The 26,320-nt window shown below is 58.7% G+C and carries 25 protein-coding genes; 12 read left to right on the forward strand and 13 right to left on the reverse strand.

The window, feature by feature from the left end; genetic code table 11:
- Positions 1–109 precede the first annotated feature (109 nt).
- Positions 110–2,215 carry an EAL domain-containing protein gene (locus tag WKI89_RS14495; RefSeq protein WP_337870801.1) on the reverse strand — a complete coding sequence of 702 codons (2,106 nt, stop codon included), beginning with the start codon at positions 2,213–2,215 and terminating at the stop codon, positions 110–112.
- Positions 2,216–2,484: 269 nt separating this feature from the next.
- Here WKI89_RS14495 and WKI89_RS14500 point away from each other — a divergent pair, with 269 nt between their 5' ends.
- Positions 2,485–3,045: an NUDIX hydrolase gene (locus tag WKI89_RS14500; RefSeq protein WP_337870804.1), complete on the forward strand. Its 561-nt coding sequence runs from the start codon at positions 2,485–2,487 to the stop codon at positions 3,043–3,045.
- Between the two features lie 30 nt (positions 3,046–3,075).
- On the opposite strand, the gene WKI89_RS14505 is transcribed toward WKI89_RS14500, so the two are convergent.
- From WKI89_RS14505 to WKI89_RS14535, 7 genes are all read right to left on the reverse strand, one after another.
- The gene (locus WKI89_RS14505) at positions 3,076–4,584 is read right to left on the reverse strand and encodes a carboxypeptidase M32 (RefSeq protein ID WP_337870806.1); all 1,509 of its coding nucleotides are present in this window, start codon (positions 4,582–4,584) and stop codon (positions 3,076–3,078) included.
- A 37-nt stretch (positions 4,585–4,621) separates the two neighbouring features.
- The gene (locus WKI89_RS14510) at positions 4,622–5,470 is read right to left on the reverse strand and encodes a carbohydrate ABC transporter permease (RefSeq protein ID WP_337870808.1); all 849 of its coding nucleotides are present in this window, start codon (positions 5,468–5,470) and stop codon (positions 4,622–4,624) included.
- The gene (locus WKI89_RS14515) at positions 5,460–6,341 is read right to left on the reverse strand and encodes a sugar ABC transporter permease (protein WP_337870811.1); all 882 of its coding nucleotides are present in this window, start codon (positions 6,339–6,341) and stop codon (positions 5,460–5,462) included. The genes WKI89_RS14510 and WKI89_RS14515 overlap by 11 nt, the downstream gene beginning before the upstream one ends.
- A 360-nt stretch (positions 6,342–6,701) precedes the next feature.
- Positions 6,702–7,973 carry an ABC transporter substrate-binding protein gene (locus WKI89_RS14520; RefSeq protein ID WP_337870812.1) on the reverse strand — a complete coding sequence of 424 codons (1,272 nt, stop codon included), beginning with the start codon at positions 7,971–7,973 and terminating at the stop codon, positions 6,702–6,704.
- Positions 7,974–8,337: 364 nt separating this feature from the next.
- Positions 8,338–9,696: an NAD(P)(+) transhydrogenase (Re/Si-specific) subunit beta gene (locus tag WKI89_RS14525; RefSeq protein WP_337870814.1), complete on the reverse strand. Its 1,359-nt coding sequence runs from the start codon at positions 9,694–9,696 to the stop codon at positions 8,338–8,340.
- Positions 9,697–9,720: 24 nt separating this feature from the next.
- On the reverse strand, positions 9,721–10,029 hold the full coding sequence (locus tag WKI89_RS14530; protein WP_337870815.1) for an NAD(P) transhydrogenase subunit alpha: 309 nt from the start codon (positions 10,027–10,029) through the stop codon (positions 9,721–9,723).
- 2 nt (positions 10,030–10,031) lie between these two features.
- On the reverse strand, positions 10,032–11,156 hold the full coding sequence (locus WKI89_RS14535; RefSeq protein WP_337870816.1) for an NAD(P) transhydrogenase subunit alpha: 1,125 nt from the start codon (positions 11,154–11,156) through the stop codon (positions 10,032–10,034).
- A 282-nt stretch (positions 11,157–11,438) separates the two neighbouring features.
- On the opposite strand from WKI89_RS14535, the gene WKI89_RS14540 reads away from it, so the two are divergent.
- The 3 genes from WKI89_RS14540 to WKI89_RS14550 all read left to right on the forward strand — a co-directional run bounded on the left by WKI89_RS14540 (position 11,439) and on the right by WKI89_RS14550 (position 14,108).
- The gene (locus WKI89_RS14540) at positions 11,439–12,182 is read left to right on the forward strand and encodes an SDR family oxidoreductase (protein ID WP_337870817.1); all 744 of its coding nucleotides are present in this window, start codon (positions 11,439–11,441) and stop codon (positions 12,180–12,182) included.
- Between the two features lie 32 nt (positions 12,183–12,214).
- Positions 12,215–13,222 (forward strand): aldo/keto reductase, encoded by a 1,008-nt coding sequence (locus WKI89_RS14545; RefSeq protein ID WP_337870818.1) that lies wholly within the window; start codon positions 12,215–12,217, stop codon positions 13,220–13,222.
- 238 nt (positions 13,223–13,460) lie between these two features.
- Positions 13,461–14,108 carry a hypothetical protein gene (locus tag WKI89_RS14550; RefSeq protein ID WP_337870820.1) on the forward strand — a complete coding sequence of 216 codons (648 nt, stop codon included), beginning with the start codon at positions 13,461–13,463 and terminating at the stop codon, positions 14,106–14,108.
- On the opposite strand, the gene WKI89_RS14555 is transcribed toward WKI89_RS14550, so the two are convergent.
- Complete coding sequence (locus WKI89_RS14555) at positions 14,091–14,423, reverse strand: hypothetical protein (protein ID WP_337870821.1); 333 nt, start codon at positions 14,421–14,423, stop codon at positions 14,091–14,093. The genes WKI89_RS14550 and WKI89_RS14555 overlap by 18 nt on opposite strands.
- Positions 14,424–14,441: 18 nt before the next feature.
- On the opposite strand from WKI89_RS14555, the gene WKI89_RS14560 reads away from it, so the two are divergent.
- Positions 14,442–15,623, forward strand: coding sequence for an MFS transporter (locus WKI89_RS14560; protein WP_337870824.1), 1,182 nt, complete (start codon positions 14,442–14,444; stop codon positions 15,621–15,623).
- 55 nt (positions 15,624–15,678) lie between these two features.
- A complete protein-coding gene (locus WKI89_RS14565) occupies positions 15,679–17,928 on the forward strand; it encodes a S8 family serine peptidase (protein ID WP_337870826.1) in 2,250 nt (749 codons plus the stop codon).
- A gap of 16 nt (positions 17,929–17,944) precedes the next feature.
- On the opposite strand, the gene WKI89_RS14570 is transcribed toward WKI89_RS14565, so the two are convergent.
- The gene (locus WKI89_RS14570; RefSeq protein WP_337870828.1) at positions 17,945–18,382 is read right to left on the reverse strand and encodes a 23S rRNA (pseudouridine(1915)-N(3))-methyltransferase RlmH; all 438 of its coding nucleotides are present in this window, start codon (positions 18,380–18,382) and stop codon (positions 17,945–17,947) included.
- 343 nt (positions 18,383–18,725) lie between these two features.
- Here WKI89_RS14570 and WKI89_RS14575 point away from each other — a divergent pair, with 343 nt between their 5' ends.
- The 5 genes from WKI89_RS14575 to minC all read left to right on the forward strand — a co-directional run bounded on the left by WKI89_RS14575 (position 18,726) and on the right by minC (position 24,380).
- Entirely contained in the window at positions 18,726–19,832 is a 1,107-nt protein-coding gene (locus tag WKI89_RS14575; protein ID WP_337870829.1) for a thiamine pyrophosphate-dependent dehydrogenase E1 component subunit alpha, read from the forward strand.
- A 77-nt stretch (positions 19,833–19,909) separates the two neighbouring features.
- Complete coding sequence (locus tag WKI89_RS14580) at positions 19,910–20,884, forward strand: alpha-ketoacid dehydrogenase subunit beta (protein ID WP_337870831.1); 975 nt, start codon at positions 19,910–19,912, stop codon at positions 20,882–20,884.
- 9 nt (positions 20,885–20,893) lie between these two features.
- Entirely contained in the window at positions 20,894–22,360 is a 1,467-nt protein-coding gene (locus tag WKI89_RS14585; RefSeq protein WP_337870833.1) for a dihydrolipoamide acetyltransferase family protein, read from the forward strand.
- Between the two features lie 56 nt (positions 22,361–22,416).
- Positions 22,417–23,811: a dihydrolipoyl dehydrogenase gene (gene lpdA / locus WKI89_RS14590; protein ID WP_337870835.1), complete on the forward strand. Its 1,395-nt coding sequence runs from the start codon at positions 22,417–22,419 to the stop codon at positions 23,809–23,811.
- Between the two features lie 23 nt (positions 23,812–23,834).
- Complete coding sequence (minC, locus tag WKI89_RS14595; protein WP_337870837.1) at positions 23,835–24,380, forward strand: septum site-determining protein MinC; 546 nt, start codon at positions 23,835–23,837, stop codon at positions 24,378–24,380.
- Between the two features lie 125 nt (positions 24,381–24,505).
- Here minC and WKI89_RS14600 read toward each other — a convergent pair whose 3' ends face one another.
- Positions 24,506–24,943 carry a DUF420 domain-containing protein gene (locus WKI89_RS14600; protein ID WP_337870840.1) on the reverse strand — a complete coding sequence of 146 codons (438 nt, stop codon included), beginning with the start codon at positions 24,941–24,943 and terminating at the stop codon, positions 24,506–24,508.
- An 86-nt stretch (positions 24,944–25,029) separates the two neighbouring features.
- Complete coding sequence (locus WKI89_RS14605; RefSeq protein WP_337870842.1) at positions 25,030–25,329, reverse strand: hypothetical protein; 300 nt, start codon at positions 25,327–25,329, stop codon at positions 25,030–25,032.
- 85 nt (positions 25,330–25,414) lie between these two features.
- Between WKI89_RS14605 and WKI89_RS14610 the strand changes: the two genes are divergently transcribed.
- The gene (locus WKI89_RS14610; RefSeq protein WP_337870844.1) at positions 25,415–25,744 is read left to right on the forward strand and encodes a tRNA-binding protein; all 330 of its coding nucleotides are present in this window, start codon (positions 25,415–25,417) and stop codon (positions 25,742–25,744) included.
- Here WKI89_RS14610 and WKI89_RS14615 read toward each other — a convergent pair.
- Positions 25,738–26,193 carry a hypothetical protein gene (locus tag WKI89_RS14615; RefSeq protein WP_337870846.1) on the reverse strand — a complete coding sequence of 152 codons (456 nt, stop codon included), beginning with the start codon at positions 26,191–26,193 and terminating at the stop codon, positions 25,738–25,740. The two genes, WKI89_RS14610 and WKI89_RS14615, sit on opposite strands and share 7 nt — an antisense overlap.
- Positions 26,194–26,320 lie beyond the last annotated feature (127 nt).

Raw genomic sequence — 26,320 nt, forward strand, 5'->3', positions numbered from 1 at the left:
CACCCAGACGTAGGTAGCCACCAGGAGGGTTTCTGCGTCAAGATAGTACAGGGGGTGCTCTCTGTGGGTTTCCATAGCACCCCCTCTTTTTTACATCCCCTGGGGTAGGTCAAGTAGCACACGAAGGCATTTGTTCAGGTGTCTCGACCCCCTCGGCCACCGTGCGCAAACCCAAACCCTTCCCCAGCAAAAGGATGGTTCGCAAAATGGCTTCTTCCCTGCTGTCCCGGCCAATCCCATGGATAAAACTGCGGTCAATTTTGAGCAGATCAATGGGCAGGTCTTTGAGATAGCTCATCGAGGTGTGGCCCACCCCAAAATCGTCCAAAGCCACCCTCACCCCCAGTTGGCGCAGCGCACGGAGATGTTGAACTGCCCTGGGAAGGTTCTGTATCAAGGCGGTCTCGGTAATCTCGAGGTGCAGTTTTCCCGGTTCCAGTCCGCTTTTCTGAAGCGCAGCCGCAACCAATTCAGCAAAACTCGAGTCGTAAAGGGTTCGAGGGGAGATATTCACCGCGATAGACCAGCCCAAAAGGCTGGCCTCTTGGCAAGCCTTATCCAACACCAAGTGATCTAGATCCCGGATCAAACCAGTTTCTTCGGCTAGGGGGATAAAGCTTGCGGGGGAGATCAAGCCTTGATTGGGATGTTTCCAACGGGCCAGGGCCTCTACCTTGATCCAACGTTTGCAGTGGGTATCGAGAATGGGCTGGTATTCAAGATAAATCTCACCGTTATTCAGCGCCTCGCGCAAATCCTGAATCAGGTTGAGGCGCTCCCGGCTGTAGCGGTCCAGTTCCGGGCTGTAAAACATCAAGCCGGTGCCGTGTTCCTTGGCCCGGTACATAGCCACATCCGCTGCCCGCATCAGGTCGTCGAGGCTGTGCCCATCGCGGGGATAAACCCCCAGGCCCAGGCTGGCTCCAATCCGCAGGGTGGTATCAGCAACAGTAAAGGGCTGTTGTAACACTGCCAGCACCCGCCGTGCTGCATCGGCGGCTCCCTCTATGGAGGTCTCGCCCAGTAGAATTGCGAACTCATCTCCTCCCAGGCGGGCCAGCAAATCACCCGAGCGCACACAGTTCTGAATACGCCGGGCCACCTGCACCAGTAACTCATCCCCGGCTTCGTGGCCCAGGGTGTCATTAACTTCCTTAAAACGATCCAGGTCGAGATAAATCAGGGTGGCTTCGCGGCCTCCGCGCTGCGAATGGGCCAGGAACTGGTCGGCTTGTTCACGCAGCATCCGGCGGTTGGGCAAGCCGGTGAGGGGGTCGTGGTAGGCCAGGTGCTCGATGGTGGATTGATAGGCTTTCCGATCGCTAATATCGCGGATATTCAGTACTATCCCGCCCACCGCCGAGTCGGCCAGTTGGTTCTGACCCCAGATCTCAAACCAGCCAATCCCCCCACGTTCCAGCGGAGCGCTCACCTCCGTTTGTATAACCTCGCCAGGGTTGACCAACAGGCGATCCAGAAGGTGCTTGCAACGCTCTGCATCCTCCATCGAAAGGTAGCGGAAGACATTGGGTTTCCCCCCCAGAGCCATCTTTTGGAGCCTGAGCCTGGGAGCATTGGGACTGGCATAGAGGACATCGCCCAGAACATTGACAATCAGCGATACATCAAAGCTATTCTGTACCAACGCGCGGAAGCGAGCCTCCGAAGCCCGCAAAGCCTCTTTAGCTTGCTTGTGGCGGCTGATATCGCGCACAATTGCCATCAGCTTGGGGGGGTTGGTGGAAGTGCGTGCGGCTCCCACTTCCACAGGAATCACCGTGCCATCGAGACGAACGTATTTTTCTTCGATAAATGGAATTTGTGCCAGTCGGTCCAGGCTCTGAATGCGGCCGCTCACCACGGGGTGATAGTCGGGATGCAGAAACCGCATAACCTTTTGCCCGATCACCTGTTCGGGTTGTGCAGCACCTACCAAGCGCAGGTAGCTGGCGTTGCAATACAAAATGGTGCCGGTATCATCCACTTCGATAATGCCATCCGGCGAGGTTTCAACCAGGGCGCGGAAACGGCTCTCGCTCTGCTGGTGTTTTTGGCGCTCGAGGGCCAGCAACCCGAGTGCCACAAGGCTTAGAAACATCACCGATAGCTCGGGAAAGAACCAGATGTTCTCGACTTTGGTTAGAGTATCGAGCAAGCTCAGGGCAACTACAAACCCACTGAGCATGATGAGCCATTTCCCCGAACGCCAGTGCATCGCTAACAAGTTAGCACCCACCCCAGGTTCTCTCGGGTCATATGTGGCGTTACGTGAAGTCGGTCTGCTGGCTGGAGATTAAAAACATACCCCTGTTTGGTGTGCCAATCGTGTAGCCATGCCATTTTCTTCGTTAATTTTGTAAGCAACCACTTTGTAACCTGCGCCCACTACACCGCCTCTGCTCTCCGATCCGCTGACCGTATCTACAAGCCATAACAAAATACTGGAGCCAATCCAGCCTTGAAGATTATGGTACTTTTTAACATATGTACCAAGAGCTTCAAGAGCTGGCCTTGCGCTTTGGTAAACCGCTCGAGACCACCCGCAATTTGGGTGCAAATACCTATTTGGCCCTTAGCAGAACCCGCATTGCCGAGGTATGTTTGGTATTTCAGCGGCCCAGCGGTCGGTTCCTCACCATGACCAAACCCTTTTACCCTACCGGGGTATACCGCTTACCCACTGGAGGCATCGAACCCGGCGAGTCGGTGATGGAGGCTCTCGAGCGCGAAACATGGGAAGAAATTGGTCTGGAAGCACAAATTTTGAGGTATCTAGCCCATATCACCTATCAGCACAACGAAGGCCGCTTGTTTCACAGCTACGTTTTCCTGCTTGCAGCCGATGGCACCCCCAACCCCCAAGACCACCGCGAACAAATTAGTGGTTTTCGCGAGGTCACTCCAGCCGATCTCGTGGACATCGCCAGGGAGCTAGAACACCTGCCCGCCGATTTTTCCAGAGAACTCGGCGCTACTTGGGCCGATTGGGGCCGATTCAGAGCGGTGGTACACCAGGTCGTTACCCAGGCCCTTACCCCATCATAGATGGGGTCTCGAGAGCATAAGGAGCCAGTACTACCCCTCGTACAGCATCCCAAACTTGCGGTTCAGATAGTTTATCAGGTGCTGCGGGTTAAGGTCTTCGCCGGTCACATGCCTGAGCAGATCGCGGGGCCAGTAGCGGCTGCCCTGATGATGAATCTTTTCCCGCGTCCAGTTCAGCAACGGTGTAAACTCACCATGCTCGAACTGCGCCTCCAAGTTGCCTAAATCCTTCTCAGCCTGTACAAAAAACTGAGCCCCATAGAGGTTGCCCAGCGAATAGGTGGGGAAATAACCAATCAGCCCCGCCGACCAGTGCACATCCTGCAGCACCCCATCGCGGATTTCGGGCGAACGCACCCCCAGGTATTCCTGGTATTTGGCATCCCAGGCCTCGGGCGCATCATCTATTGCCAACTCACCGCGCAGCAGGGCCAGTTCGACCTCAAAGCGGACCAGGATGTGGAGGTTATAGGTTACTTCGTCTGCCTCCACCCGAATCAGGCTGGGCTTGACCGCATTGACCGCGAAGTGAAAATCCTCGAGCTGCACATCACGCAGCGATCCAAAGTGCTGCTGGGCTTTGGACCAAAAATAGCGCCAGAACCCCAGGCTACGCCCCACTAGGTTCTCCCAAGTTCGGCTCTGCGACTCGTGGATACCCAGCGAGATCTCGGTTCCCATGGGGGTACCAAAGTGTTCGGGCAACAGCCCTTGTCCATAGACCCCATGCCCCATCTCATGCACAATGCCAAAGAACCCTGGGTTGAAGAAGTCTTCGGTATAGCGTGTGGTCAGCCGCACATCCCCAGGGCCTATACCCTGCATAAAGGGGTGGGCCACCACGTCAAGACGCCCAGCCTCGAGGTCAAAGCCTATCTTGGCAATCACCTCCTTGCCAAAGCTCTCCTGCGCCGCTTTGGGAAAGTGCCGGTGCAAAAGGGAAGTATCGGGCCGCCTAGAGCTACCTTCGATCCGGTGAAGTAACCCTACTGTGGCCTCACGCACTTGCTTGAAAATGGTTTCTACTTGCTTGGCGGTCGCACCCGGCTCGTACTGATCGAGCAGGGCATCATAGCGCTCTTCTTTATAACCGATGGCGTCCGCGACCTCGCCGGTCAGGGCGAATATTTTCTTCAAAATGGGCTTAAAGCTTTCCCAATCGTTTCTGGGTCGGGCCTCTTCCCAGATGGCCTGCCCTTCGCTGGTAGCATGGGCCAGTTCGACTGCCAAATATTCAGGAATTTTGGTCTGTAGGTCGTAGGCCCGCCGCCACTCACGCACGTTCACCGCTTCCACGGCCGTGGGCTCCTCGAGCCAGTCGGAATTCTCGACCCGAGCGAGCATCTCCCCTATTCGAGGGTCGGTGGCCCGCTGGTGTAGTAGCTTGGCCAGGGTGGCCTGCATCCTGGCTCGGTGGGGGTGCCCCTTCTTGGGGGTGTAAGTAGCCTGATCCCAGCCGGCCAACTTGCCAAAAGAGGCCAGATAGGCCGTCTCTTGGCTATGTTCCAAAAGCCAGCGGTATGCTTCTTGGGCAGCCATACCTGCCCATCATATGCCTTCTGCTGAGGCGCTCGAGCTATCCCTTCACCGCGCCGGCCGTCAGACCCGCCACAATCCGCTGCTGGAAGATCAACACCAGGATTACCAACGGAACCGTCACCACCACCGAGGCCGCCATAATCGAGCCCCAGGGAATCTCGAAGGGGGTGGCCCCACCAAAAGAAGCAATGGCTACCGGAACGGTGCGCACATTGTTGCCGATGGTAAAGGTTAGGGCAAAGAGATATTCGTTCCAGGCTGCAATAAAGGCCAGCAGGCCTGTGGTCACCAGTCCAGGGCCGGTGAGGGGCAGCATGACCTGAACCAGGGTCTGCATGGGGGAAGCCCCATCCACATAGGCTGCTTCCTCCAATTCCCGTGGCAATCCACGGAAATAGCCCGTCAGAACCCAGACCGTAAAGGGCAAGGTAAAGAGCAGGTAAGAAAGAATCAAACCCGCGTGGGTATTGAACAGGTTGGTCTCGCGCAGCAACACAAACATGCCCGAGAGCACCGAAACCTGGGGGAACATGGTCATGGCCAGCACGATGTACAGAACCGCGTTTTTGGGAGGAAAGCGCAAACGGCCCAGCGCATAGGCCGCCAGCACCCCCAAAACCAGGCAAATTAGGGTAGCGCCGCCCGCCACAATCAGCGAGTTAATCAGATTTTGACCAAAGGCCGCCCCACTGAAAACATTCTGGTAGTGGGTCAGGGTGAAGGGGGTCGGCAAGAAACTGGGGTTGGCGCTAAACAGCGCATCGCTGGTCTTGAAGCTGCTGACCACCGCCCAATAGAAGGGGAACACGCTGTATATGACGATAAAAACCACCAGAGCATAAAACAGTACCCGCCCGATGTAGTAGCCCAGACCTTTAGTCCTCACCGCGCACCCCCCGTCCCGCCACGCGCATGTACAAGAACACAAAGATAAAGATAATCACCAAAATGGCTACCGATACCGTTGAGCCATAGCCCAAATCCTGGAAGTCAATCAATGTCTGGCGGTTGTAGATGGCCAGGCTTCGGGTGGCGGTGTTGACACCCACCATCACAAAAATTACGTCGAAAACCCGCAGCGCATCCAGGGTGCGGAAAATAAGTGCCACCACCAGCGCAGGGGTTAGGAGCGGCAAGGTCAGCGTCCAGAACTGTTGCCAACGGCTGGCGCCGTCAATGTCGGCAGCTTCGTAGATGTCGGCAGGAATCAGTTGTAGACCAGCCAAGAGCAGTAGGGCCATAAAGGGCGTGGTCTTCCATACGTCTACCGCTACCATCGCCCACAGCACGGTATTGGGGTTGGCCAGGAAGGCAATCTTGTTGGCCACTAGGCCAGTATTGACCAGAATTACGTTGATCACCCCGTAGATGTCGTTGAGCATCCACTGCCACATTTTGGCCGAGACCACCGTCGGGATAGCCCAGGGAATCAGGATGGCAGCCCGCACGATGCCCCGCCCCTTGAAGTTGGAGTGAATCACCAGGGCAATGGCCAGCCCCAAGACAGTCTCGAGGAAAACCGAAACAAAAGTAAAGCGCAAGGTATTCCACAAAGCACCCCTAAAGTCGGGGTCTTGCAGCAGAAAAATGTAATTCTTGAAACCCACAAACTCCGTGGGCTCTACAAAAGAGATATCAGCTCGATGAAACGAGTAGTAGAACACCTGTGCCAGCGGATAGCCCGCCACGAACGCTACTACCAGCAGCGTAGGTAAGACCAGCAGCCAGGCCAAACGGGTTTGTCGAACAGTGAGCATCTATATCCACCTCCACCCAGCCGACCCACATAAGCAGCTTGGCGATATTGTTCCAAGACACCGATACTATATCGGTTCTCTTCGCGGTATTCCAAATTCGCACTCATGATGTCGAACACCAACTGCTGGGGGATCTGTGCATTTGGGAAGCACCCAAAGGCATAGACCCCACTTGTTGCGGTTTTCAGTACCGGGGTCGCCTCCCCTAAGAAGTACGAATAGAGTCCCAAATTAGGGATTGTCTTTGTAGCCAAAGGCTCTCTACACGCGAGAATCGCAGCATTGGCTCCGAAAACCCTTTATGAAAGAATGGGGCCGGATATCCGACCCCATTCCTCAACAAGGCTGCGCGTAAATGGCCTAGCGCAGAATGCGCCGGAAGGCAGCTTCCATATCCCGCACTGCTTGGGCAGCAGGCTTACGACCGGTGATGGCTTCGTGGACGCCCGTCCAGAAGGCTTCAGAGACCTGGTTGTAACGGGCACCCGCTACGCCCGAAGGACGTCCGATGGCGTTCTGGAAGACCGGCAGCAGGTCTTTGAAGAAGGCGTTCTTGGCCAGTACTTGTGCATCGTTGTAGAGGGCCGGACGGGTAGGCAGGCGCGAAAGGCTGATGGCGTTGTCCTTCTGAATTTCCACACTGGTCAAGTACTTGACCAGATCTGCAGCAACCCGTTGATTGCGCGAATAGGTCGAGACCATCAACTGCCAACCACCCAGGGTAGCAGCATTGCGACCACCCGAACCCGCCCCACGGGGCAGCACCGTTACGCCAATCTTGCCCCGCACTGCGCTGCCCTCGCTCTGGCCCAGGCTATAAGCGTAGGGCCAGTTGCGCATAAAGGCGGCGTTACCCGACTGGAAGGCGTTGCGGGCTTCCTCTTCAGCGTAGCTGGTCACACCCGGAGGCGAGATGCGGCCCACCCAGCTCCGTACCATGTTCAGGGCAGCGATGGCCTGGGCGTTGTTGATGCTGATGCGACCATCGGGCTCGATGATGCGACCACCCCCCATAGAGAAGATCCACTCCAGCGCGTCGCAGGTCAGGCCCTCGTAGGCCTTACCCTGCCAGACAAAGCCCCAGAAGTCGCGGTTGCCTGCCTGACGTTCGCCGGCCTGGATGCGGGTGGCTTGCTGGTCAAGCTCAGTCCAGGTTTGGGGTGCGCGCTGGAAACCGTATTTCTGCAACAGGTCGGTGCGATAGTAAAGCAGACCTGCATCTGTGAAGAACGGAATCGAGGTTAGCTTGCCCCGGATGGTGTTGTTTTCCACGATGCGGGGGAAGAACTGGCTCAGTTCGGCTTCGGTAAAGAACTGCTTGAGATCAGCAGCGTGGGGCGCTACAATGCCAGGCCAGATCACGTCAATCATGTACACGTCTACGTCGGCACTACGGGCTGCCCAGTATTGCTGGTACAGGGCCAAGCGGTCGTTGGTGTCGGCAGGGGAGTCAATATACTCTATCTTGTTGCCGGTTTTTTGGGCCCACTCTTCGGATTTGGCCTTCATCCAACGGCCACCCTCGCCGACTGCGGTCGAGTCGCCCGCAACGCGGATGGTTACCCCCTGGGCGAAGGCCAGCCCACCCACAGTAAGGGTGAGGGCTAATGCACCTACAAGCCACTTCTTCATGTTTCCTCCTGTTTCCTTGGAAGTGCTTCCATGCCAAGCCAGCCAGCATTGAAACAGTTACTTTACCTTTTGGAAGAACTTCCTCCGCGAAGTCTATACCAGCTATCCCACACTGTCAACCCAATCCCAATTCTCTAATAAACCGCACCAGAACACCAATTCAAAGAAATACCACCCCCTTCGCCCACCTGCTTTTCGGAAGGGGGTGTACGGCCACTTATACGCATTCCGGCAGTATCGTTCTCCTTTGAAAGCCTAAACGATACTGCCGGAATGTACTCCTACTCCCTTTGGTCGGCTTGAACCCCTCACCTTTGATTACACCCAAAGGTGAAGGGTTCAAGCGGAGCCGGTATTACGGTCTCTAAAGCTTTTTGAGGGACTGCACCAACTGCCCCAGCACACCCTGGGCGTCGCCATAGAGCATTCGGGTGTTATCGGCAAAGAACAATTCGTTTTCAACCCCGGCAAAACCCTTGCCCTGCCCGCGCTTGATGACGATGGCGTTCTTGGCCTTGTCCACCTCCAGAATCGGCATGCCGTAAAGGGGCGAGCCCTTGCGCCGGGCCGCCGGGTTGACCACGTCGTTGGCTCCGATCACCACCGCCACATCGGCCTGGGGGAACTCGGGGTTGATGTCTTCCAGGTCGTAGAGCTTTTCGTAGGCCACCCCGGCCTCGGCCAGCAGCACGTTCATGTGGCCGGGCATCCGGCCTGCTACCGGGTGAATGGCGAACTTGATCTCGATGCCTTTGGACTCGAGCACGTCTGCCAGCTCGCGCAGTTTGTGCTGGGCCTGGGCCACCGCCATCCCGTAGCCGGGCACAAAGATGACCTTGGAAGCGTAGGCTAGCATAACCCCGGCGTCCTCGAGGTCAATCGGCTTGAGGCTACCCTTGACCTCACCTGCTTCTTGTTCAACCCCAAATCCACCAACCAGCACACTCCATAGGCTGCGGTTCATGGCTTTGGCCATTAGCAAGGTCAGGAGTGTACCTGCAGCCCCCACCACTGTACCTGCCACAATCAAGGCTGGATTTCCAATAGCAAAGCCCTCAAAGCCCACCGCCAAGCCGGTGAAGGCGTTGAACAGCGAGATCACCACTGGCATGTCGCCCCCACCGATGGGCAGGGTCATGAGCACCCCAAAAGCCAGGGCCAAGGCAAAGAACAAGAAAATCAGTGGCATTGAATCGGTGGGCAGTAGCAGTCCCGCCAGCACCACTGCTCCAGCAATCACCAAAACATTGACCAATTTTTGCGCCGGAAACTGGATGGGGCGGCTGGACATTAAACCCTGCAACTTGGCAAAGGCAATCAGGCTACCAGTAAAGGAGATCGAGCCAATCAAGGCGCCCAAGATGGCCAGAAACTTAAGGCCAAGGGCCTCGCTGAAATCGCCGCGTAACAGCTCTACTGCGGCAATAGCACCGGCTGCACCCCCCCCCATGCCGTTGTAGATGGCCACCATCTGGGGCATGTCGGTCATCTGCACCCGCTTGGCTGCAATCCAGGCCACCAGGGTGCCGATAATCAGCGCCAAAACCATCAGGCCAAAGTTGTGCATCCCTGGGGTCAGGAAGGTCACCAGGGTTGCCACCACCATAGCAATCCCGGCCCAGACCACCCCACTACGGGCGGTGGCCGGCGAGGACATGCGCTTGAGGCCCAGGATGAAAAGAAAGGCCGTGATGAAGTAAACGAGTTGGACAAAGTTTTCCATAAGTATGCTCGAAGCGACAGATCTTCAGGTCTTGGGTTTTTGAAGTTCGGCCTTCGGCTTCCGTTCAAACATTTCCAGCATTCGCTCGGTTACGGCGTAGCCCCCGGCGGCATTGGCTGCTCCAAGAATCACCCCAAAAAAGCCAATGGCCTGCTCGAGGGGGGTGTCGGCCTTACCCAACACCACCATGGCCCCCACCACCACAATGCCGTGGATGAAGTTGGAACCCGACATTAGGGGGGTGTGCAAGATGACCGGCACCCGGCTAATCACCTCGTAACCGGTAAAGGCAGCCAGTAAAAAGATATACAGCGCAGCCCAAGTCGAATCCATATTTATCCTCCCACCAGCGCCTTTGTAGGCGCATGGGTGATCTCACCCTGATGGGTGAGCAAAGCTCCAGCCAGGATTTCATCGCTCCAGTCAGGCGCAAGCTGGCCGTCTTTGATCAGCAGCTTGGATAGGTTGTATAGGTTCTTGGCGTACATCTCGCTGGCGTGCACCGACAGCGCACTAGGCAGGTTAAGCGGCCCAGCGATCTTGACCCCATTCACTTCGATGGTCTTGCCAGGTTGGGTCAGTTCACAGTTGCCACCAGACTCCGCCGCCAAGTCCACCACCACCGCCCCTGCCCCCATGCGTTCGACCATGGCCCTGGTAATCAGGATGGGCGCGTTGCGACCTGGAATCTGGGCGGTGGTGATAACCGCGTCCATGCCGCCCACTTCCTTGGCCAGAGCTTCTTGTTGAAGTTTTTTCTCATCCTCGGTAAGCTCGCGGGCATAGCCCCCCTCGCCCTCGGCGCTGATGGGCAGCTCGATGACCTTGGCCCCCAGCGAGAGGGCCTGCTCGGCAGCAGCTTTGCGCACGTCGTAGGCCCAGACGTTGGCCCCTAGGCGGCGCGCCGTGGCGATAGCCTGCAAGCCCGCCACCCCCACCCCCATGACCATCACCTTGGCCGGGCGGATGGTACCGGCGGCAGTGGTAAGCATGGGGAAAAATCGGCTGCTCTCGCGGGCCGCGATCAGGGCTGCCACATACCCGGCCACGGTGGCTTGGGAAGACAACACGTCCATGCTCTGGGCCCGGGTGATGCGGGGTATCAGCTCCATGGCCAGGGCGGAAAGTTTGCTAGCGGCCATCGCCTGCACCCTGGCTGGACTGCGGTGTGGGGCCATCAACCCCACCACAATGGTTCCAGGCTCGAGCTGCACAAAATCCAGCCGCTCCAAAGGCTGCACAGTAAAAACCGCCTGTGCTCCTTTGAACAACTGGTCTCTGGAGACCACCTCGGCTCCCACATTTCGGTACGTCTCGTCGGAGAAATAAGCCTCGGCCCCGGCACCGGCCTCGAGCCGCACACCCCAACCTTCTTTGAGCAAACGACCCACCACTTCTGGCGTAAGCGCCACCCGGCGTTCACCCGCTGCGGTTTCTTTGGGCACTGCGATTTGAACCATCAGACCTCCTCAAAAACGTGCCATTTGTTTGATAAACCTACTTCTCAGGAAGTATACCAGCGACGGGAAGTGGAGGAACGTCCCGATTCATTACTGGTAGGAGGAGTGGGACTAGGTTTGTGGTTTTGGCAGGGGTAAGTCTCGGTTATATGGCAAGGTCAGTTCCGATTTTCTGCAACGGGCCATGAGTGAGCAGCCCAACGATGGTGCTCGCTGTGGCCATAGCGTTGACCGCAATTCTCTCGAGTCCATACAATCATCGTGTTTGGAAAGGGAGAATCAATGGATTTCCACGATAAAGTTGTCATCATCACCGGGGGTGCCTCGGGCATGGGTGGGGCCACCGCCCATGAATTTGCCAAAGCCGGGGCCCAAGTGGTGATTGTAGACCGGAACCAAGCCCTGGCAAATCAGCTTGCAAACAAGATAGGTACAGAAGTTCGAATTGGGGATGTGAGCGATTCAGCCTTCTGCAGTGCAGTGGTAGAAGAGATTGTACAGCAGTATGGGCAATTGGATGTGCTGGTCAATGCAGCCGGTATCATCGTACGGGCCAGCGGCGAGGAGACCAGCGACGAGCAGTGGCAACGGGTCATGGGGGTAAACGTGAGCGGCACCTTTTTTATGTGCCGGGCCGCCATCCGGGCCATGAAGCCCCAGCGCAGCGGGGCCATCGTCAACTTTGGCTCGATCTGGGGTGACCTGGGGGCGGCGGGGGTGGCGGCCTACTGTGCGAGCAAGGGGGCCGTGCACAACCTCACCCGCGCCCTGGCCCTCGACCACGCCAAAGACGGCATCCGCATCAACGCGGTCTGCCCCGGCGAGGTCAACACCCCCATGCTTCAGTCCGAACGCAAGGAACCCGTTACCCCCGAACTGCTGCAACGCCTGGCCGAGACCGTGCCCATGGGCCGCCTGGCCGACCCCGTAGAAATCGCCCAGGTGGTGCTCTTTCTGGCCTCCAATAAAGCCAGCTACATGACCGGCTCGCTGGTGCTGGTGGATGCGGGGTACGCGGCCCGATGAGCACACCTGTCCTGCACTGAAGGGAGCCACCCATGGAATACCGCCATCTAGGCCGAACCGGGGTCAAAGTAGCCCCTCTGGCCCTAGGAACCGATAACATCCTGAACCCCACCCCCGAGGCCGAGGCCAAAAAGATGATTCTGCGGGCCATCGAGGCCGGTATTAACCTGATTGACACCGCCAACAGCTATATGCAGGGCGAGGCCGAACGGGTAATTGGGCAGATCCTCAAGGAAAGCGGCCTGCACGACCAGGTGCTCATCGCCACCAAGGCCCACTACCCCACCGGCCCCGGCCCCAACGACCGGGGGAACTCGAGGCTCCACCTCCTGCGGGCCTGTGAAGACTCGCTCAGGCGCCTGCAAACCGACCACATAGACCTTTATCAGCTTCACCGCCCGGTCTTCGACATGCCCATTGACGAAACGCTCGCAGCCCTGACCGACCTGGTGCGGCAGGGCAAGGTGCGCTACATCGGCAGCTCCACCGCCCCGGCCTGGAAGGTGCTGGAGGGCATTCTGGTGAGCGAGCTGAAGGGCTATGTGCGCTTTGTCTCGGAGCAACCGCCCTACAACCTGCTGGACCGGCGCATCGAGAACGAACTGGTTCCCATGGCCCAGGCCTACAACCTGGCCCTGCTACCCTGGTCACCGCTGGCCATGGGGATGCTGGCCGGGCGTTATGCCGAGGAGAGCATCCGCCCCGAGGGTTCCCGGGCCCGCCTGCGGGGCGGGATTTATGCCGAGCGGGTCACACCCAGGGCGGTGGAGGTGGGCAACCGCTTTGCCAGGCTGGCCCGCGAGGCCGGCCACGACCCTGCCCAACTGGCCGTGCTTTGGGTCAAGGATCAGCCCGGCATCACCGCGCCCATCATCGGGCCCAAAAGCGTGGAGCAGCTCGAGCACCTGCTACCTGTACTGGACATGAAACTCCCGGAGGATTTGCGCGCCGCCTGCGGCGCGCTGGTTCCGCCCGGTAGCGCCGTGGCCAATTTCCACAATTCAGCCCCCTGGATGAAGATGCAGTTGGAGATTGGCTGAGCTGGGTGACCATCCATAGTCAGACCATTTCCGCTTGAATCCTTCACCGCCATGCGTAGTCAAAGGTGAAGGATTCAAGCCGACCGAAGGGGGTAGAAAAGCATTTCGGTAGTATCGTTTAGGCTTGTCAAAGTGAACGATACTACCGAAATGCGTATCAGATCAGTGCGAATCGGCTGGCTCCAATCCATAACGCTGAAATAACGCCGGCTGGTATACCCTAAAAAAGGAGCTGCGTATGCGCAAATTGCTTGTGGTCTCGATGCTGTTACTGGGCTCTTTGGCTTGGGCCAGGTGCGACCATCCCTTTTTCCCGGTGCGCGAGGGCTGGGTCTGGAGCTACCGCTCGAGTCCGGATAACTCGACCCACACGGCCAGCATCATCAAGGTGAGCGACAAGGGTTTTGTCCAGCGTCTAGCCTTCAAAGACTTTAGTTTCGATATCCGCTGGGCTTGCGATGCCAAAGGTCTCACCCAGCTCGAGTACTTCCAGCCGCCCAGCAACCAAGGAATACAGATTAACCTCAAAACCCGCAAAGTGAGCGGGGTGGTAATTCCACAGGGGATGCGGGTTGGAACCACCTGGAGCTACGGCTACGAGGTGGCGGGCGAGGCTAAACAGCCGAACATGACCCTGCAGGTCGAACAAACTATGAGCGTGGTTAGCAAGGTGGTGGGCCAGGAGAGCGTTAGCGTGCCGGCAGGGCGTTTCAGTGCCTACAAGGTCGAAAGCACCATGACCATCCGTGGGAGCATGAAGTCGGCAGGGCAGAGCATGCCGATGAACTTCGACGTGAAAACCACCTCGTGGTATGCCCAGGGGGTGGGGTTGGTCAAAACTCAATCCGAAGGGGTAACTGTCGAGTTCCTAAGCCTTAAGCGCTAGCCAGACCCACACCCCCACCGCAAATAAGGCCGCCAGGCCCAGCACCAACCGGAAGAGCCGCACCAGATGGGCGGCCCCAAAAAAGAGCAGCGCGCCCACCCCGGCCATCCAGGCCCCGGCGGTGGCGAGGTGACGGGCCAGCCCATCCAGAAAACCCGGAAGGTCGAGCCGGATGCGCAGCAGGTTTTTCTCGAGGCTGGGGTCAATGGTCTGGCTGGCCAGGGTGAAGGCCAGCCAGGCGAGCAGCGCTCCCAGCACCACCAACAGCCCGCCCAGGAGCTCGAGCCACAGCGCAGAGGACACATTGGCGTTCATAGGGGTAGGATACAGAACATGCCGGCGGCCCTTCGGGTTTTCGTCATCCTGCTTTTGGCCTACTTCCTTTCCTACTTCTTCCGCGCAACCAACGCGGTTATCTCGCCCGATTTACGGCGTGACCTGGGCCTCACCTCGGCCGAGCTGGGCCTGATGACCAGCCTGTTTTACCTGACCTTTGCCATCGCGCAGTTGCCCTTAGGCTCGCTCCTGGATCGCTTTGGCCCGCGCTTTGTGCACCCGGCCCTGATGCTTTTGGGGGCCATCGGGGCCCTGATATTTGCCTCGGCCCAGGACTTTTTGACCCTTTCGGCGGGGCGGGCGCTGCTGGGGATTGGCTTTGCAGCGGCCCTGATGGGCGCTTTGAAGGCGTTTTCGCTGTGGTTTCCCGCCCAGCGCTACGCCAGCATCAGCAGCCTGTATGTGGCCCTGGGGGCCTCGGGGGCCATTGCGGCCTCCTCGCCCCTGGCCTGGCTCAAGGAGCAGATCGGCTGGCGCGGGGTGTTCGAATGGGGGGCCTTAGTGATTGTGCTGGTGGCGCTAGTGGTGGCCCTGGGGGTACGCAACGCCCCCAAGGGCATGGCGCTGCCCCGGAGCACCCAGGCTGGCCACGCCGGTTTAATTTGGCGCAGCAGCCAGTTCTGGCGCATGGGCTGGCTCAACTTTATGGTGGGGGGCGGGTTTCTGGCCTGGCAGACCCTGTGGGGCGGCGACTTTTTGTTCAAGGTACGGGGGCTGGGGAGCCTCGAGGTCGGCAGCGTGCTCTTCGTTTTTTCGCTGGCCGCGCTGCTGGGCTTTTTGCTGTGTGGCCCCCTGGCCGACCGCTGGGGTCTGCCGCGGGTGTTGCTCTCGGCCAGCCTCGGGTTCACCCTGGGGCCTCTGCTGCTGGCCCTGTGGCCCCAGATGCCCGCCTGGGGCCTTTACCTGACCTACGGGCTGATGGGCTTTACCGGCGCCTTTAACATCCTGAGCCTGGCCCAGGCCCGCCTGGCCTTCCCCACCGAACTCACCGGACGGGCCGTTACAGCCATCAATTTTATGGGGTTCATGGGGGTATTTTTGCTCCAGTGGGGGATGGGGGTGGTTCTGGGGGCCTCAGGATATTCGGCAGCCCTGCTGATTTGGGTGGTGTTGCTGGTGTCAGCGGTAGCCGCATATACCCCAATGGCTATAGATAAAAGGGCTGCAGGAGCAAATTGAGAAGTCTTTACCCAAAGCTCATAGCTAGAGAACAGCGGGAAGGTATGCTAACCCCATGTCCAGAATCCACTCGATATTGATATGGATCATCGCGTTGCTTGCGGCCTGCAACAATCCTCCTGCTCCAATTTCTGTCACCATCAACCCGCCCGGCCCCTTCAGCTTACTCACCGGGCAAAGCCTTCAACTGAGTTCTCAGGTTCGCAACAGTTCCAACACTGCCGTCATCTGGAGCAGTAGCAACACCGCTGTGGTGACCGTTAGCAACTCGGGCTTGGTGACTGCCGTGGGCATCGGCAATGCCAGCATAAGTGCCACCAGCCAGGCCGATAGCAGCAAAAGCGCTTCGGTGAGCGTTAGCGTAAGCGCACCTCCCTCCCCCGGTAGCGGCAGCATTAGCGGCACGGTGAGCATCGCCGCTCCTCCCAGCACCCAGGCGGCCCGCTTTGTGGCAGGTGAAATCATCGTGCGCTTCAAATCCGGGGTTAGCCTGCAATCGGTCGAAACCCTCTCGGTGGGGAGTGTAGCCCTCCAACGGCTGCGTCCGTTGAGTCTGGCAAATACCCATCTGTACCGAGCCAACCTCGATACCAGCGGCACACTTTCGGCCGTAAATGCGTTGCTATCCAGAAGAGATGTGGAATATGCCGAGCCCAACTATATATTAGAGCCCTTCCTCACCCCCAACGACCCCCGCTATAGCGAACAGTGGCACTATACGGCCATCAACCTGCCCCAGGCCTGGGACAGCGAAACCGGCAGCAACTTGGTTCGCGTGGCGGTTATAGATAGCGGGGTTTTCTCGACCCATACCGACCTTGCAGGTAAGCTTCTACCCGGCTACGACTTTGTGAGCGACAGCAGTATCTCCGGCGATGGCGATGGACGCGACAACAACCCCGAGGACACCGGCAGCAACAGCGATTTCCACGGAACCCACGTGACCGGAACTGTAGGTGCGGCCACCGACAACAATACCGGCGTGGCCGGGGTTAGTTGGGGAGTGCGCCTGGTTCCAGTCCGCGCTTTGAGCAGCGAGGGCGGAACCCTGGCCGACGTGGCTGATGCCCTGCGCTGGGCTGCAGGCATGAGTGTGGCCGGTGTTCCAAGCAACGCCAACCCAGCCGACATCATCAATATGTCGCTGGGCGGGCAGGTTACCTGTGCCCCGTCCTCCACTATGCAGCTTGCCATCAACGACGTGGCGGCTGCAGGCAAAATCATGGTGGTGGCGGCAGGCAACTCCAATGCAGATGCCAGCACCTTTACGCCAGCAGGTTGCAGTGGGGTCATCACGGTGGGCGCGACCGACCGGAGTGGAAACAGGGCTTTTTACTCCAACTACGGAACCCGTATTGATGTCATGGCGCCGGGCGGCGACACCCGCAACAACCCATCCAATGGAGTCCTGAGCACCATCAACAACAACAACTACGGCTTCAAGCAAGGCACCTCGATGGCTGCCCCGCATGTGGCGGGTGTGTTGGCTTTGATGAAAAGCCGCAAGGCCAGCCTCACACCTGGCGAAGCCCTGACCATCCTCAAGCAAACCGCCCGTCCACTGAGCGCCGCTCAGTGCAATCGCAGCAGCGGCAACGATTGCGGTGCGGGCTTAATTGACGCGAAGGCCGCCCTGGATCGCTTGAGCGCCCCGCCCGCCCCCGCCCTGAGCCTGACTGCGGCTCCCGCCAGTCTCAACCTCAACCCTGGGGGCAATGGCACCATCAATATCGGCGTAAACCGGAGTAACTTTAGCGGCCCCGTAACCTTGACCCTCAGCGGTCAACCCAGTGGGGTAACGGGCTCTTTCAATCCCAATCCCACTAGTGCGAACAGCGCCCTCAGCTTGAGCGTGGGCAGCGGGGTCAGCCCCGGAAGCTACACGCTGGTGATTGGCGGCAGCGGCGGGGGGGCTACCGCAGAAGCCCGCTTCACCTTGACTGTAACCCAGGCCCAGACCCCACCCCCGCCCACGGCCTCGCTCAACGGAACACTCCTGACCTTGTTTGGCGTATCGGGCGACACTATTTTGTGCGCGGAGGAGCTCACCATTACGCAAAACGTCCTATCTTCGCCGTTCATCTTCAGCAACCTGCCCGCGGATCGCCAGTACAAACTTCAGGGTTGGAAGGATGTAAATGGCAATAACAACACCGATGCGGGGGATCTATTCGCCTGGTACACCGAATCGGGTAACGTTGCCCTCCTCGATGTAGGTCGTAGTGGGTTGCAACTCAGGCTCGAGCCCTACGTAGCGCCCCAGCCCCTGCTACGCCCTGCGCAAATCTTCCCACCCTGCCAGTAGCTGAACAGCTACTTGGTTATCGGTGGTAGGGTTCGCCTTTTTTGAGGGTTTCGACGCGATAGAGTTGCTCCAATAAAACCACCAGGGCCAGCTCGTGCTGCAGGGTTAGCTGGGACAAAGCTAATAACCAATCGGCTCGGTCGCGCACGGCCTGGGCGTGGCCTTCTGCGCCCCCAATCAAAAAGGCTACGCCTTTTTCGGACCCCATCTCCCAGGCTTCCAGGCGAGCCTTGAAGGCCAACGTATCCACCAATTGCCCCCGCTCATCCAGCACCACCCGACGGTAACCTTCGGAGGCTTCCAGCAGGCGCTGCCCCTCCTGAACCTGTGTACCCTCTTTGAGATGAACCAAGTCCAGTTTGGTGTACCTATGCAGTCGCCCCGCATACACCTCCAGCCCCACACGGGCGAACTCTAGTTTTGGCTTTCCAATCATGCAAATTCGTAGTTTCATCCCGCCTCCGACACGCTGGTAGGTTGAGTTTCCTTGGGCTGTTACGCTTGCCTCCCCCAACTCACCCCAATCCCTCAGCCAAAACCGCTATAATCTTCGTACCAAGAGGTTGTTATGGGGAGACCAAGCCTGGCGCTATCTATCATTATTGGCTATCCCAAAACCTCGAGCCCGGTATACCAAAATCTACACACAGACCTCCATATGGGGAGGTCTTTTGGTTTTGCTGGGTTCTTGCGGTTCCCCGTGTCGGCCCTTATCCAGGGTCACTCGGACTCGAGGGCCTTTACCCAAGGCTCGGCAGGTCAGGCAGGCTGGTGATCCCAGCATGCCAGGAGGAAACATGGTTCAAGAGAAAATACGGTTCCAACCCTTCAGCGGCGAACCCATCCGGCTGGTAGACGAGCAGGGCCACTGGGTCGCGTCCTTCGAACACGGGCTTCCACCCGAACAGTTACGCCGTTTCTACCGCGATATGCTGGCAGCGCGAATACTGGACGAGAAATTGGTCATCCTGATTCGCACGGGCAAGACCAGCTTTATCGCTCCCCATGCGGGCCACGAGGCCGCCCAAGTGGGCATTGCCCATGCCTTGCGCAAAGGACACGACTGGCTATTTCCCTATTACCGCGATATGGGATTGGTGATGACGCTGGGGGTGCCGCTGGTCGAAATTTTCGGCCAAACCCTGGGCAATGCCGCCGACCCCGCCAAGGGCCGCCAGATGCCCTCGCATCCTGGTTCCAAAAAACTGAATATTTTCACAGTCTGTTCGGCGATTGCCTCGCATATTCCCCCTGCTGCAGGGGCCGCTATCAGCATGAAGTTCCGCCGCAGCGGCCAGGTAGCCGTCTGCACCTTTGGCGACGGGGCCACCAGCGAGGGCGACTGGCATGCAGGCATCAACTTTGCCGCCGTGCAAGGGGCTCCAGCGGTGTTTGTGTGTGAAAACAACCGTTACGCCATCAGCGTGAACATATCTAAGCAGACCGCTTCGGAAAATATCGCCGTCAAGGCCCACGCCTATGGCATTCCCGGCTACCACGTGGATGGCCTGGATGTACTGGCCAGCTACTTCGTGATGCAAGAGGTCATCGAGCGAGCTAGGGCCGGACACGGTGCCTGCCTGGTGGAGCTGGTGGTCAATCGTTTTGGTGCCCACTCTTCTGCCGACGACGACAGCCGCTACCGCTCCCGCGAAGAACTGGCTGCCGAGCGCCAGCACGATCCCCTGGTGCGTTACCAGCGCTTCTTGGAAAAGCAGGGTTTGTGGGATGCCAACTGGGCCAACGAGCTAAAGCTGGAGATCTCCAAGGAGCTCGAGGCTGCCCTACAAGAAGCCTTGCAGGCCGGTGAACCCGATCCGCTCGAGATGTTCGACGATGTGTTCGCGGCCCGTCCCTGGCACCTAGAAGAACAGCGCCAGTTGTTGGCGGAGGAATTGCGTTGATATCACAAATGCAAGTCTTAGGTCTCAGGCCAAAAGCCTTCACCGACCTGTGACCTGTGATCTTTGATGGAGGGTATATGCCAACCATGACCATGATCCAGGCCATCAATAGCGCCCTGGACGAAGAGATGAGCCGCGATGAGCGGGTGATGTTGTTGGGTGAGGATGTCGGCAAGCGGGGCGGGGTTTTCCTAGCTACCGAGGGCTTACAGCAAAAATATGGCCCCGACCGGGTAATGGACTCGCCCCTTTCCGAAGCCGCCATTCTAGGGGCAGCGGTTGGGCTGGCAGCACATGGAATGCGTCCGGTAGCCGAAATTCAATTTGCCGACTATGTGTTCCCTGGTATAGATCAACTCTTCTCCCAAGCTGCCAAGCTGCGTTATCGCTCTGGGGGGCAGTTCACAGCCCCCATGGTGGTACGGATGCCCACCGGCGGCGGCGTAAAGGGCGGACACCACCACTCGCAAAGCCCCGAGGCCCATTTCGCCCACACCGGCGGTCTGAAGGTGGTAGTGGTTTCCACACCCTACGACACCAAAGGACTCCTGAAGGCGGCCATCCGCAACGATGATCCCGTGGTTTTCATGGAACCCAAACGCCTTTACCGTGCCGTGAAGGAAGAAGTGCCCAGCGACGATTTCCTGATCCCCATTGGCCAAGCAGCCATTCGTCGCGAGGGAAAAGACATCACCCTGGTTTCGTATGGTGGGCCGATGATCGAGACCCTCAAGGCTGCCGAGGAGATGGTGGGCGCAGGTATTGACCCAGAGGTAATTGATCTTCGTACGCTGATGCCCTGGGACAAAGAAGCTGTGCTGGGTTCGGTAGCCAAAACCGGACGCCTGCTGATGATTTCCGAGGCTCCGCGTATGGCCAGCATTGCTTCCGAAGTAACCGCTACGGTTTCGGAGGAACTCTTCGACCAGTTGCTGGCTCCGCCTCTGCGCGTGACCGGCTTCGACACGCCCTATCCGCTGGCCCAGGACAAGCTTTACATGCCCACCGTGACCCGTATCCTCAACGCTGCCAAACGCTTACTAGACTATTAGGAGCCAACTATGCCTAAAGAAGTAGTGTTACCCGAGCTTGCCGAGTCCGTTGTTGAAGGTGAAATTCTCAAATGGCTGGTAGCCGAAGGCGATGCCCTGAAAAAAGACCAGCCTTTTGTAGAGGTGATGACCGATAAGGTGACGGTGGAATTACCAAGTCCTCACGAAGGCGTGTTGCTACAAAAGCTGGTGAAAGAAGGAGATGTGGTGGCCGTCCATGCCCCCATCGCTGTCATCGCTGAACCCGGCGAGATAACTGCCGCCATCAGCGACCAGAAACACGCCTTGACCATCAGCGACCAGAAACACGCCTTGACCATCAGCGATAAGAAACCAGAACCTGCTACCAGCTTGCAGGCACAAGAGGAACGCTCGATTGTGGAGCCGGGCAGTGTGCTCGAGGACGACGGGGCCAACCTCTCGCTGTTTAAGCCTGACGCCAAGCAAGAACAGGTCAAAAACCCCTTTGTCAAGGCCGCCGCACCGTTGCAGGCTTCTCCCCGGAGCACCACCGCGATCCCGATCAACCCCCAGGGTCGCATCATCGCGGTTCCGGCAGCCCGCAAGCTGGCACGGGACATGGGCTTGGATATCGCACAAATCCCAGGCTCCGGTCCCAATGGTCGGGTGCGGGTGGAGGATGTGAAGGCTTATGCACAGAGCAAAGAGCAGGGTGCGGAGAGCCAAAAACCCTCTCCCAGCCCTCGGCCCTCGTCCCTCGGCCCTCTGCCTGCCCCGGTTCAATACAAAACCCCCAAGGGCTACGAAGCCCTGGAAACCCGCGTCCCCCTGCGCGGCCTGCGCCGGGCCATCTCCAACCAGATGGTGGCCTCGCATCTCTACACGGTGCGCACCCTCACGGTGGATGAAGTAGACATGACGGAACTGGTGGCGCTGCGGGGCCGTCTCAAGACCGATGCCGAGACCCAGGGGGTCAAGCTCAGCTACCTACCCTTCATCTTCAAAGCCATTGCCAGGGCGCTGAAAAAATACCCTTCCCTCAACAGCTCGATGGACGAAGCTGCTCAGGAGATCGTGCTGAAGAACTATTTCAACATCGGCATGGCGGTCGCAGCAGAAAATGGATTGATCGTGCCGGTACTGAGAGATGTGGATCGCAAGAGCGTGCTAGACTTGGCCCGCGAGGTCAACGACCTGGCTGAAAAGGCCCGTTCTGGCAAACTAACTCCCGAGGAGATGACCGGCTCCACCTTCAGCGTAACCAATATCGGCAGCATTGGAGCCTTGTTCAGCTTTCCCATCATCAATGTGCCGGACGCCGCCATCCTGGGTATTCACTCCATCCAGAAGCGCCCCGTAGTGAACGAAAACGAGCAGATCGTGGTACGGCAAATGATGTACCTTTCGCTCTCGTTCGACCACCGGCTGGTAGATGGTGCCGAGGCCGCCCGGTTTTGCAAGGAAGTAATTCGGTTGCTGGAAAAACCCGAGCGGTTGTTCCTGGAAGCCTTGTAGTTTTTCATTAGATAGATTTTGTTTTTCATCTATACGCTTACTAGAATGGGATGGCTATGTCAACTACCTACGACGTAATCGTGATCGGAACCGGCCCCGGCGGCTACCATGCGGCCATCCGGGCAGCCCAACTGGGCAAGAAAGTGCTTGCCATTGAGGCCGAGTATGTAGGGGGAGTTTGCTTGAATGTGGGTTGCATTCCCACCAAGGCGCTCCTACACGCTGCCGAGGAGTTGGAAGGCACCAAACATGGCAGCACCTTTGGTCTGGAAGTCAAAGAGGCCAAGCTCGACCTTAGAAAGCTGGGCGGCTGGCGCGACGGCATCGTGAAAAAGCTGACCGGGGGGGTCTCGCAGCTCTTGAAGGGCAACAAGGTAGACCTAAAAACCGGCTTCGCCAAGTTTGTTGCCAAAGATGCCATCGAGGTGGGGAACGAACGCATCCAGGGCAAGACCTTCATCGTGGCTACCGGCTCGGAGCCCAACACCCTACCCGGCTTCGAGGTAGACCAGAAGGACATCATTGACTCTACTGGGGCCTTGCGGGTAGAAGACAAGTTTCCCAAGCGGATGCTGTGCATTGGCGGGGGAGCCATTGGATTGGAGTTTGCTCAGGTCTATAAGCGCATGGGGGCCGAGGTCACGGTGATCGAGTTCATGGGCCAAATCCTGCCCGCTGCCGACCCCGAGACCGCGAACGCCCTAGCCAAAATCCTGGGTAAACAAGGCATTACCATCAAAACCGGTACCAAGGGTGTAAAGCAGGAGAAAAAGAAGGATGGGATTCACGTCACGCTGGAAGATGTGAAGACTGCTAGGCAAGAAACTATAGTGGTGGACAAGATTCTGGTGGCTACCGGGCGACGGCCTAGAGGCAAAGGGCTGGGGTTAGAAGCCATCGGTGTGAAGGTTGACGAGCGCGGTTATGTGCCCACCAACGAGAAGATGGAGACCAATATCCAGGGTATCTACGCCATCGGTGATGTGACCCGCCAACCCCTGCTGGCCCACAAAGCCATGAAGGAGGGCCTGATTGCCGCCGAAAACGCTGCCGGGGGCAATGCGGTCATGGACTACCAGATCCCCAACGTGGTCTATACCAGCCCCGAGTGGGCCGCCGTGGGCCTGACCGAGGAAGAAGCCACCAAGGCCGGCTACAAGGTCAAGGTGGGCAAGTTCCCGCTCTCGGCCTCGGGCCGGGCCATGACCCTCGAGGCTACCGAGGGCCTGATCAAGCTCATCGGCGACGCCGAGACCGACCTGCTGCTGGGGGGGCATATTGTGGGCCCGAACGCCTCCGACATGATTGCCGAGATCGCCCTGGCCCTGGAGATGGGCGCCACCGTGACCGACGTGGGCCTCACCGTGCACGCCCACCCCACCCTCTCCGAGGGCATCATGGAGGCCGCCGAACACCTGCACCGCCAGGCCATCCACATCGCCAACCGCTAGGCTTTCTGGTATAACTGCCTTGCATGCGGATTCGCGCGACCCTTAACGCCCTGGCCCTGCGGCTCGATGGCAACGAAACCCCGGAGCTGCTGCACAAAGCCCTGGCCGACCTGCCCCCGCTGCCCCTGGAGGTCGAGGTGGCCGGGATGGTGGGCCAGGGGGTGCTGGAGGCCCTGCTCGAGCTCGGACGCGAGCGGGGCTTGCAGCTCCGGCCGCCGCGGGGCGAGAAATACATCCCCTACACCGAGGTAATTGACCAGACCGTCCGCTCAGGCGTGCGCATTGAGTCGCCGGGCACGGTGGTTATTCTGGGCGACGTCAACGCCGGGGCCGAAGTGGTGGCCGCTGGCGACATCATCGTGGTGGGCAAACTGCGCGGGCTGGCCCACGCCGGGGCCGCCGGCCAGGAAGAGGCCGCCATCTGGGCTATGTGCCTGGAAGCCAAGCAGATCCGCATCGCCCACCATGTGGCCCAGGCCCCCAGCGGCGACGCCGCCGCACGCAAGCCCGAGCGGGCCAGGGTTGTGAATGGTCAGATCGTGCTGGAAGCCTGGGGCAAGAAATCCTAGAACAGCGCGGTTCCCACAAATACCCAGTACGGCGGTTTTTGCCGTACTGGGCAACTTTCTTCACATGCGAAATGGAGTGCTCTGGTGCCAGAGCAGGTCGAGCGGCTACGGACAAAAGTACGGCTCTAAAAACCAATGCCCCCCGCCGACTCTCCGTAGCGTTTGAGCACCAAGTCAATCACCCAGCCCGTCAACGCCACATACAGCCAGACCGGCACCGTCCAGCGGGCCCAGGCTTTATGGATAGTAAAACGCTGCTTGAAGGCGTTGTAGAGCAACCACAAGACCAGTGGGCCGTTCAGGGCGGCCAGAACGGTGTGGCTGATTAGCAAGGCGTAGTACGCACCGCGCCACTCCTCGGGCCCCACGTAGCGGGTGGTGCCATACAGCCCCCATTTAAGCAGGTAGAACACCAGAAACAAGGCCGCCAGGCCCGTAGCCAGCAGCATCACCCTGGGATGCCAGACCCGGTCGCCTCGCTTGATTAAGATCACGCCCACCACCACCGCCAAACCCGAAAGCGCAATGAGCGTTGCGGCGATATCCCCCAGTAACTCTCCCATCTGAATCGGCTCCTCACTTGGGCCACAGGGTTCTCCCATGGCATGTCCCAGTAGTTTATGGGCCCAAGGGCCGGTGATCCCTGGCGTTAGCTCACAAATTCGCCGCTCAGTTTTTCCGCCAGGCGGCGCACCCGCTCCTCCCTCGAGCTTCTCGCATAGCTATACCCCAGCATGAAGGCCCGCTCGGCCTCGTTGCGCCGACCCAGTTGGCGTTGCACCTGGGCCAGCCGCAGGTAGGCCAGGGCCATCATGCCATCGCGTTCTTTGGAAGGACGAACCGCTTCCAATAGGCCTACTGCCTCTTTGAGCGAACCCACCGCCTGCTCCGGCGAAAGTTCGCGGGCATCCCGAATCAGCAAAGCAGCCTGGTCGAGCAAACGTTGCACAGTTTCAAGTATAGAGGGCCGCCAACCCTCTAGGGTAGGGTCTATTTCTGTTGACGATCGCGGGAGAATCCTGGACACTTTCACCATGACGCCCTACGAAGCCTTTCAACTCCTCGAGCTGCGCGTCGGACGCATCCAAAAAGCCGAGCCTCACGAAAAAGCCCGCAAACCTTCCTACAAGCTATGGATTGACCTGGGTGAACTTGGCACAAAGCAAAGCAGCGCCCAGCTCACCGACCTCTACACCCCTGAGGCCCTGGTGGGGCGCCTGGTGATCTGTGCGGCCAATTTAGGTGAGCGCAGTATCGCGGGCTTCAAATCCGAAGTGCTGGTACTGGGCTTGCCCGACGCACAAGGGCGGGTGGTGCTGCTTTCGGCAGAGCGCGAGGTGCCGTTGGGAGGAAGGGTTTATTGAGATAACCCCTCCCGGTAACGAACCACGGCTCGAGCCGTCGCCATCAGTTGCAGCAAGCTGGCAGCCACAAAGCCATCGGGGTTGGGCCAGCGCAAACGCCTGAGCAGTTCATCCCACAAGCCGGGTGGTTCGGCTGGGGGGCGCTTCAGGTCGCCGGGCCAGCGTGAAAGCCAGGGGTATGGGGTATCGGGCTCGAGGAAGACGCTCTTACCCAGCCACCTGTTGAGCGCTTGCATGTAGGCCACAAAATCGGGGAGCGCCCAGGAAAGCAGGGTTGCCTCTATATCGAAGCGGGCTTCGTCGGGGTCGGTGTAGGCCGGGGCGCTGGCAATGCGCTCGGCAGCCAGGGTCGGAAGTTCAGCCCCAGCCAGCGCATACAACTTGCCCCATTCCCGCCGCCAGATGGCGGTCTGCAAGCTGTGCGACCAGGGGCTTTGTATCCTGGGCATGATGAGCGATTCAAGAAGATCATCCAATCCGGACGGCTATCTTGAATCCCGGCACGCTCCCTTCGGTTGGGTCTGAACAGCCATGCGCTGACCGAAGTTGGACATTAGAAAGTAATATATCCAGCAG

Source organism: Meiothermus sp. (assembly GCF_037443965.1).
GTDB lineage: Bacteria > Deinococcota > Deinococci > Deinococcales > Thermaceae > Meiothermus.

Bases quoted from the DNA above. Each gene is read 5' to 3' on its own strand.
- WKI89_RS14495 (WP_337870801.1), bottom strand. From the start codon at position 2,215: ATGCACTGGCGTTCGGGGAAATGGCTCATCATGCTCAGTGGGTTTGTA.
- WKI89_RS14500 (WP_337870804.1), top strand. From the start codon at position 2,485: ATGTACCAAGAGCTTCAAGAGCTGGCCTTGCGCTTTGGTAAACCGCTC.
- WKI89_RS14505 (WP_337870806.1), bottom strand. From the start codon at position 4,584: ATGGCTGCCCAAGAAGCATACCGCTGGCTTTTGGAACATAGCCAAGAG.
- WKI89_RS14515 (WP_337870811.1), bottom strand. From the start codon at position 6,341: ATGCTCACTGTTCGACAAACCCGTTTGGCCTGGCTGCTGGTCTTACCT.
- WKI89_RS14520 (WP_337870812.1), bottom strand. From the start codon at position 7,973: ATGAAGAAGTGGCTTGTAGGTGCATTAGCCCTCACCCTTACTGTGGGT.
- WKI89_RS14525 (WP_337870814.1), bottom strand. From the start codon at position 9,696: ATGGAAAACTTTGTCCAACTCGTTTACTTCATCACGGCCTTTCTTTTC.
- WKI89_RS14530 (WP_337870815.1), bottom strand. From the start codon at position 10,029: ATGGATTCGACTTGGGCTGCGCTGTATATCTTTTTACTGGCTGCCTTT.
- WKI89_RS14535 (WP_337870816.1), bottom strand. From the start codon at position 11,156: ATGGTTCAAATCGCAGTGCCCAAAGAAACCGCAGCGGGTGAACGCCGG.
- WKI89_RS14540 (WP_337870817.1), top strand. From the start codon at position 11,439: ATGGATTTCCACGATAAAGTTGTCATCATCACCGGGGGTGCCTCGGGC.
- WKI89_RS14545 (WP_337870818.1), top strand. From the start codon at position 12,215: ATGGAATACCGCCATCTAGGCCGAACCGGGGTCAAAGTAGCCCCTCTG.
- WKI89_RS14550 (WP_337870820.1), top strand. From the start codon at position 13,461: ATGCGCAAATTGCTTGTGGTCTCGATGCTGTTACTGGGCTCTTTGGCT.
- WKI89_RS14555 (WP_337870821.1), bottom strand. From the start codon at position 14,423: ATGAACGCCAATGTGTCCTCTGCGCTGTGGCTCGAGCTCCTGGGCGGG.
- WKI89_RS14560 (WP_337870824.1), top strand. From the start codon at position 14,442: ATGCCGGCGGCCCTTCGGGTTTTCGTCATCCTGCTTTTGGCCTACTTC.
- WKI89_RS14565 (WP_337870826.1), top strand. From the start codon at position 15,679: ATGTCCAGAATCCACTCGATATTGATATGGATCATCGCGTTGCTTGCG.
- WKI89_RS14570 (WP_337870828.1), bottom strand. From the start codon at position 18,382: ATGAAACTACGAATTTGCATGATTGGAAAGCCAAAACTAGAGTTCGCC.
- WKI89_RS14575 (WP_337870829.1), top strand. From the start codon at position 18,726: ATGGTTCAAGAGAAAATACGGTTCCAACCCTTCAGCGGCGAACCCATC.
- WKI89_RS14580 (WP_337870831.1), top strand. From the start codon at position 19,910: ATGCCAACCATGACCATGATCCAGGCCATCAATAGCGCCCTGGACGAA.
- WKI89_RS14585 (WP_337870833.1), top strand. From the start codon at position 20,894: ATGCCTAAAGAAGTAGTGTTACCCGAGCTTGCCGAGTCCGTTGTTGAA.
- lpdA (WP_337870835.1), top strand. From the start codon at position 22,417: ATGTCAACTACCTACGACGTAATCGTGATCGGAACCGGCCCCGGCGGC.
- minC (WP_337870837.1), top strand. From the start codon at position 23,835: ATGCGGATTCGCGCGACCCTTAACGCCCTGGCCCTGCGGCTCGATGGC.
- WKI89_RS14600 (WP_337870840.1), bottom strand. From the start codon at position 24,943: ATGGGAGAGTTACTGGGGGATATCGCCGCAACGCTCATTGCGCTTTCG.
- WKI89_RS14610 (WP_337870844.1), top strand. From the start codon at position 25,415: ATGACGCCCTACGAAGCCTTTCAACTCCTCGAGCTGCGCGTCGGACGC.
- WKI89_RS14615 (WP_337870846.1), bottom strand. From the start codon at position 26,193: ATGCCCAGGATACAAAGCCCCTGGTCGCACAGCTTGCAGACCGCCATC.